Origin of the sequence: Streptomyces sp. NPDC087844 (assembly GCF_044742785.1) — a bacterium.
Taxonomy (GTDB): domain Bacteria; phylum Actinomycetota; class Actinomycetes; order Streptomycetales; family Streptomycetaceae; genus Streptomyces.
In genome coordinates this window covers 660,389-666,388 of record NZ_JBIUVD010000003.1, presented here as the reverse complement: position 1 = coordinate 666,388, position 6,000 = coordinate 660,389, and the positions used below count along the sequence as shown (strand labels likewise).

Below are 6,000 nucleotides of genomic sequence, written 5' to 3'. Positions count from 1 at the left end.
CTTTCGGCTCCAGGTAAGTCATTCAGCCCAGGAATACTCTCCGAATTCCTCCCAGCTCAGCCGGGAATACATCAAGGCGCTTCCATGGCGCACTCCGCCCACACCGTCTTGCCCGGTGCGGCCCGGCGAGGGCTGACGCCCCAGTTGTCCGCGAGGGCGGTTACGAGGAGCAGGCCCCGGCCGGACTCGGACAGCGAGTCGGTCGCCGGAGGGTCGGCGGGAGGCTGCTTCTCGGCGAGGGTGTCGGTCACCTCGATGCGGACGATGCCCTCGGCCAGGGCGAGGCGGAGGTGGAAGTCCCGACCGGGGACGTGGCCGTGGCGTACGGCGTTGGCGGTGAGTTCCGCCGTGATGAGGGTGAGTGTCTCGTTGACCGGGGTTGTGTAGGGGTGGCCCCAGTCGTCCAGGCGGTGCGAGACGAGTCGGCGGGCCAGGCGGGCACCGCGCGGCGTTGAGGTGAAGCGCATGGTGAACTCGCGTTCGGATGCGGTGCGCTGTGGCATATGCCCGTTCGGGGGAGTTGCTGACTTCATAGGGTCAACGGTCGCGGACTCTGCGTAGCTTTGACCAGGAGCGATGCGCTGACGGGTACGGGCTGTACACGCGGGCGGCGCGCTTGTACCTGGTGTTGGGCGTAACCGGTTCCCGGGCCCCGAGTTGGCCCACTGGGCGGTTGTACGAGAGGAGCTGCGGCATGGACGACGAGGTTCAGCAGCCGGAGTACGAGGTCGGGACGGGCATGCTGTGCGTGTTCGGGCGACAGTTGAAGCTGTTCCGGGAGCGGGCGGGCATGGACCGGGCGGGGGTCGGGGCGCTGACCGGGTACTCGGCCTCGACGATCGCGTCGTTCGAGCAAGGAAGACGCATCCCGCCGCCGAAGTTCATCGATCAGGCGGATGAAGTGCTGGAGGCAGGTGGGGTGCTGAGCGCGAGCAAGGAGGAGGTGGCTCGGGCTCAGTATCCGGCGTTCTTTCGGGACGCGGCCAGGTTGGAGGCCAAGGCGGCAGCTTTGCATGTGTACGCGACGAAGGCAGTACCAGGGCTGTTGCAGACGGAGGACTACGCGCGAGCGGTGTTCTCCATGTGGCGTCCGCTGCTGGACGAGGAGACTGTCAACCAGCGGGTCGTGGCTCGCCTGGCACGCCAGGAGATTTTCTCCCTGACTCAGATGCCCACCATCAGCTTTGTCATCGAGGAGTTCGTTCTGCGGCGACCGCTGGGCGGACGAGTCGCAATGCAGGGCCAGTTAGAGCAAATTCTGCTGTACGGGCACCGGCGCAACGTGGAAATCCAGGTGATGCCGATCGAGCGGGACGAGCACGCAGGGTTGGAAGGTCCCTTCACCTTGATCGAGACGCACGATGGGCAGAGGATCGCCTACGTGGAGGCGTACAAGGACAGCCGTCTCTACACGGAGCGGAGGCAGGTACGGGAAATCGAGGAACAGTACGGCATCCTTCGGGCCCAGGCACTCACTCCGCGCGAGTCGCTGGCCCTCGTCGAGAAGTTGCTTGGAGAGAGATGAACGCCCAACAGCTCATAGAGTTGGTACCTGAGTCGGCTTGGTACAAGAGCAGTTACAGCACGGGCTCGGGCGGCGAATGCATCGAGGTCGCTGCCCGCCCCGGCACGGTCCACGTCCGCGACTCAAAGGACACAAGCCGCGCCTCCCTCGCCGTACGACCCACGGTCTGGACCGCGTTCGTCGAGTACGCGGCGCTCTGACTGGGGCAGGGCCCTCGGCAGGCGTGTGCTTGCTGAGGGCCCTGGTGATCAACCGACCACCCAAGGCCCTGGCTTTCCTTCGCGGCGAAGGCGCGTTCAGGTCTAGCTGACGCGGTGTCACTCGTGACGTGTTGTGCCCCGGGCGCACGTCACATAACGTCGTCAACGAACATTCAGGGCCCGGCGGGACGAGTTGATGACGTTGTGCGCGTCGGCCCCGTACGCCGCCGACTCGCTGAGAGTCTTCCAGATCTTCTTGTACAGGGCGATGTTGTCGGCGTCGTCCAGCCACAGTTCGGCGTGCCAGTCCTCGGCGACGACCAGCCGGTCATCGAGCACCCAGAAGCCGTTGGCAGGGACGGTCTTGACGGATGCCGTGAAGGGGATGACGCCCAGCGCGACGGTGTCCATGCCGATCATGCCGTTGAGGCGGTCGAGCTGGCTCGCCAGCACTGAAGGCGGGCAGATCAGCGACCGCAACGCGGCCTCCCACATCAACACGTGCAGCTTGCGGCCGGACCGGTACAGCCATTCCTGGCGCTGAGCCCGGGAGCGGACGGCTGCCTCGATGTCGTCCGCTCCGCCCAGCAGTTCCGCATACCGCTGGATGACGTGGCGGGTGTACTCCGGGGTCTGTATCAGTCCGGGGATCACGGACTCCTCCCAGATCCACATTTCCGAGGTGCGGTCGATCTCCGCGCTCAGCCCCTCGTGAAGGGGTTTGAAGCCGTTCGCCAGCGCTCGGCGCCATGACCTGATGTGTGACTCGAAACCGGCCAGTCTGGCAGCCAGTTCCGGGTACACCCCCGGCTGCCCGGTCGCGTCGGCCCACGCCCACAGGTCTTCGGGGGTGGCCGTCTGCTTGCCGTTCTCCAGCTTGCTGACCTTGGAGCCCGGCCAACCGAGCCTCCGCGCGAGCTGCTGACCGGTGAGCCGACCACTGGGGCACGTGAAACGGAGTTCGCGCAGCCGCGCGCCCAACGCCGCCCGTGCCTGCTGGTAGTCAGTGCTCACCGGTCACGCGCTATTCGGTCGTGGCCACCTGCGCGGCGAACTGGTCGCGCGGGACGGCGTAGTGCATCGCCGCGTCACGCACGATGGTGTACCGCACGACCTCGGCAGGTTCGGTGATCAGCTCGATGTCGAGCAGGTTGTCCTCGTCGTCGAAGTGGAGAAGGGCGACCAGCCGCGAATCAAAGATCCAGAAGTCCTCCGCGGGCAGGCCGGCCCGCGCGGCGTCCTCACGCCACAGGTACCGGATGTCCTCGCCGACGGCAGCATTGTGCCGGGCGTAGTCGAGCAGGAACAGCTGCTCCGTGGTGGGCGGGCTGTCGGCGACGCGGACGCGGCCGACCGTCTTGCCTGCGCCTGTCTGGGCCTTGATGTTGACGAACCAGGGTTCGTCGGGATCGCAGGGCGACGAGCCGGTGGCCAGGAACGCCTGAAAGTCGGGGTCCTGTCGGTCCGAGGCGTAACCGCGCCGCGTCTCCAGCCGCCAGGCGGTGTGCGCGAAGGTCTCGAACAGGCGGCGGAAGGTGGCTCGGTCCACGAGTTCCGGCACCCGCTCCATCTCCTTCGGCCCCCAGTTCACTAGCAGTTCGCGAGGCACGGCCACCGCCGCCTCGTCGACTCCGAGGTGCTGGAGCTGTGCGAGGTCTTCGGGGTCGGTGACGGGCGTGCCTTGAACGATGATCTCGCCGGTGCCTTCGTCCGTGTGGAGGGCGGGGCAACCGTCGACCTTGCTGTCCGTGCCGGTGAAGCGCAACCGACGAACCATGGACGCTCTCCCTTCCGTCAGGTGTTGATTCCCTCAGCATGGCCGGGAGGTGTGGCCTGCCACCACGGGGTCAGGCACGGCTCAGGAGAAAACACCGGCAATCTCGGGCATAGAGCGAGCAAATCCGAGAAAACAGCGTACCGCCAGTCAGTGCCCCGCTTTTAACGTCCTGCTGATGGTTACGAAAGAAGAAGCGACCCGATGGGGGCGACGCGTGATGTCCGAGGAACGGCACCCGGAGGGCGCGCTGGTCGTCGACACCGAGCGCGACAAGCTCGGCTACGTCATGGGCCACCTCGGGCAGGTCTTGCAGCTTCGCCCGGTGACAGGCGGACGCGAGTGGGACGTCGGCCCCGCTCATGTCCGCCGGGCAACGGACGAGGAGCGGCAGCACGCCATGCGGGAACGGACCCGCGCTCTGAACTCGGCGAGCAGTGGCGGGGGCCTCTCATGACCATCCTGTGCCGTGCTTCCAGCCCAAGAAGGGCTGAAAGGCGGGACGGACTCGCACCGGTACGACACCACCTCTCTCAGAAGGAGTAGTCCATGACCGCCACGCTCGACCGCCTCGTGAGTACCCGCACGCGGGACCCGAAGGAACTCCTTAACGCCGTCCAGCCCCGTGTCAAGCACCTGACGATCAACGTCCTGGACGGCGGCATGACCCTCTGGGACCGTGAGGTGGCCTTGCTGTTGCGCGACCACACGATGGTCCGCGACATGGCCGAACGCGTCCTCGACAACGCCGTCATGTACACCATCGGCTGCATGGAGCACCCAGAGGTGCACCTCGGAGTCGGCAAGCTCGTCGACATCGGCGTGCACCAGCTCATCCTCGACACGTCTGTGTGGTGGGCCCTCTGCGACGCGTACAACGAGGGCCGCTACAAACACCATGCCCCGTTCATCGAGCGTCGCCGCGACGGCCTGTGCCTGCGCACGGCAGACTTCCTGAAGTCCCTCGGCTTCAATGTCGACGACGAGCTGTGGGGGATCGACGGCACGGAATGCTCACCGTGTGACAACAAGGTCCCCGACAGTCACTGAACGGCCCTGCGCCGGCTCCTGTCCCCGGCCTCTCGGAGGACAGGAGCCGGTCCTGCGAAAAGGAACTGCCTTGCCTGCCCAACACGACATCGCCGCCGAGACGGAGTTGTGGGACACCTACGCCGCTTCCGCCTTCAAAGACGACGCGGAGCCGAGCTTCTGCTGGACCCAGTACGCCGGCCACGGACCCGGTGCGGAACTGCTCGGCAACCCGCGTTCCGTCCTTGAGATCGGCTGTGGCACCGGCCGTGCCCTCGCCTACCTTGCTCGGCACGGCATCGACGCCCAGGGTGTCGACCTGTCTCCCGTCATGGTCAAGAAGGCCACCGCGAAATGGGCCGGTACCGGCGCGGAGTTCGTGTGCTCCGAGGTGCTGGAGTGTCTGAGCGAGGACAAGGAGGTGTACGACGCGGTCTACTCGATCTTCGGCGCCGCTTGGTTCACAGACCCGAGCCGTCTCTTCCCTCTTGTTCGGCAACGGCTCACGCCCGGAAGCGTCTTCGTGTTCTCCCAGCCTCCGGCCATCCCCGGCGCGTACGGGCCGCAGGGCATGTACAAGGGAGGCTTCGCCGGGAAGGCGATGTTCACCTACCGCTACAGCTACCGCCCGGCGGTCTGGGAGCGCCTGCTCACCCGGGCCGGGTTCGCCACGGCCGAGGCGCAGATCCTCGACGCGCCGCACCCCGGGCACATCGGGACGCTCCTCGTGCGCGCGATTGCTCCATGACGGACCTTGGCCGAACGGTCGTGGATTCCGCACAGTCGAACAGGAACGCCGGGCTGACGGGTGTCGGCTGTACGTATGGGCGGTGCGCTTGTCCACGGTTCGGGCGTGACCGGTTTCCGGGCCTTGCGTTGAGCGAGCGAACCTTCGGTGACCGGGCCTCTGGGCGGGTCCTGTCGAGGCTGTCCAGTCTGCCCGGCATCGTGCCTGCCGTGCCGGACGCACCCAGGGGCGACCAGCATGCTGCCGTGGTGACCTCGAAGAGATCGCCTTCCCATCGGACGCGAAAATCTGTGTTGGCGAGAGTAGACATTGGATCGTGGCTGTGGGTATGGTTTCTCTCGTAGCCGAGATCGAGAAGGGCCCGGCAGAGATGAACTGCCGGGCAGTAGTACGCAGTTGTAGTGCGCAAGGCGGTGCGGCGGTGGAGTTCCGGAGCCAGAGCGGTTGCAGGACGGTGACGGGGCTGACGGCCGGACCGGGGGGCCCGCAGTGATCAGGGGCCGCCGCGAGCAGGACCGTAGTAGACGCAGGTTGCAGTACCCGAAAGTGCAGTACCAGCAGTTCGCAGGATCCAGCAGTGCGGTACGAGAGCAGCACCTCGGTAAAGGCGTCGGCTGCGGGCGCGCGTACCGGGAGGTTCGGCAGTGGGGTTCCAAGCCAGAGCAGACGCATGATGGGCGACGGGGCTGGCTGCCGAAAGCCTGGCGCTTTTCCAGGCCCCCAG

Annotated in this window: 8 protein-coding genes; 5 read left to right on the top strand and 3 right to left on the bottom strand. The window is 66.4% G+C overall.

All coding sequences use genetic code 11. The features are described from left to right. Positions 1-71: 71 nt before the first annotated feature. Entirely contained in the window at positions 72-533 is a 462-nt protein-coding gene (locus tag ACIOKD_RS09855) for an ATP-binding protein (protein WP_402080634.1), read from the bottom strand. Between the two features lie 161 nt (positions 534-694). On the opposite strand from ACIOKD_RS09855, the gene ACIOKD_RS09850 reads away from it, so the two are divergent. Next, positions 695-1,525, top strand: a complete 831-nt coding sequence (locus ACIOKD_RS09850) for a helix-turn-helix domain-containing protein (protein WP_402080632.1) — start codon at positions 695-697, stop codon at positions 1,523-1,525. Beyond that, positions 1,522-1,725, top strand: a complete 204-nt coding sequence (locus ACIOKD_RS09845) for a DUF397 domain-containing protein (RefSeq protein ID WP_402080630.1) — start codon at positions 1,522-1,524, stop codon at positions 1,723-1,725. Before ACIOKD_RS09850 ends, ACIOKD_RS09845 begins: the two co-directional genes overlap by 4 nt. A 162-nt stretch (positions 1,726-1,887) precedes the next feature. On the opposite strand, the gene ACIOKD_RS09840 is transcribed toward ACIOKD_RS09845, so the two are convergent. Both ACIOKD_RS09840 and ACIOKD_RS09835 read right to left on the bottom strand, forming a co-directional pair. Beyond that, positions 1,888-2,739, bottom strand: coding sequence for a helix-turn-helix domain-containing protein (locus ACIOKD_RS09840; protein WP_402080627.1), 852 nt, complete (start codon positions 2,737-2,739; stop codon positions 1,888-1,890). Between the two features lie 10 nt (positions 2,740-2,749). Then, positions 2,750-3,502 (bottom strand): DUF6879 family protein, encoded by a 753-nt coding sequence (locus tag ACIOKD_RS09835; protein ID WP_402080624.1) that lies wholly within the window; start codon positions 3,500-3,502, stop codon positions 2,750-2,752. A gap of 175 nt (positions 3,503-3,677) precedes the next feature. On the opposite strand from ACIOKD_RS09835, the gene ACIOKD_RS09830 reads away from it, so the two are divergent. From ACIOKD_RS09830 to ACIOKD_RS09820, 3 genes are all read left to right on the top strand, one after another. Continuing rightward, positions 3,678-3,956 (top strand): hypothetical protein, encoded by a 279-nt coding sequence (locus tag ACIOKD_RS09830; RefSeq protein WP_402080622.1) that lies wholly within the window; start codon positions 3,678-3,680, stop codon positions 3,954-3,956. A 92-nt stretch (positions 3,957-4,048) separates the two neighbouring features. Beyond that, on the top strand, positions 4,049-4,549 hold the full coding sequence (locus ACIOKD_RS09825) for a hypothetical protein (RefSeq protein ID WP_402080620.1): 501 nt from the start codon (positions 4,049-4,051) through the stop codon (positions 4,547-4,549). A gap of 70 nt (positions 4,550-4,619) precedes the next feature. Further along, positions 4,620-5,276 carry a class I SAM-dependent methyltransferase gene (locus ACIOKD_RS09820; RefSeq protein WP_402080618.1) on the top strand — a complete coding sequence of 219 codons (657 nt, stop codon included), beginning with the start codon at positions 4,620-4,622 and terminating at the stop codon, positions 5,274-5,276. Positions 5,277-6,000 lie beyond the last annotated feature (724 nt).

Excerpts from the sequence above, each read along its gene's own strand:
- ACIOKD_RS09855 (WP_402080634.1), bottom strand. The coding sequence starts at position 533 with ATGAAGTCAGCAACTCCCCCGAACGGGCATATGCCACAGCGCACCGCA.
- ACIOKD_RS09850 (WP_402080632.1), top strand. The coding sequence starts at position 695 with ATGGACGACGAGGTTCAGCAGCCGGAGTACGAGGTCGGGACGGGCATG.
- ACIOKD_RS09845 (WP_402080630.1), top strand. The coding sequence starts at position 1,522 with ATGAACGCCCAACAGCTCATAGAGTTGGTACCTGAGTCGGCTTGGTAC.
- ACIOKD_RS09835 (WP_402080624.1), bottom strand. The coding sequence starts at position 3,502 with ATGGTTCGTCGGTTGCGCTTCACCGGCACGGACAGCAAGGTCGACGGT.
- ACIOKD_RS09830 (WP_402080622.1), top strand. The coding sequence starts at position 3,678 with ATGGTTACGAAAGAAGAAGCGACCCGATGGGGGCGACGCGTGATGTCC.
- ACIOKD_RS09825 (WP_402080620.1), top strand. The coding sequence starts at position 4,049 with ATGACCGCCACGCTCGACCGCCTCGTGAGTACCCGCACGCGGGACCCG.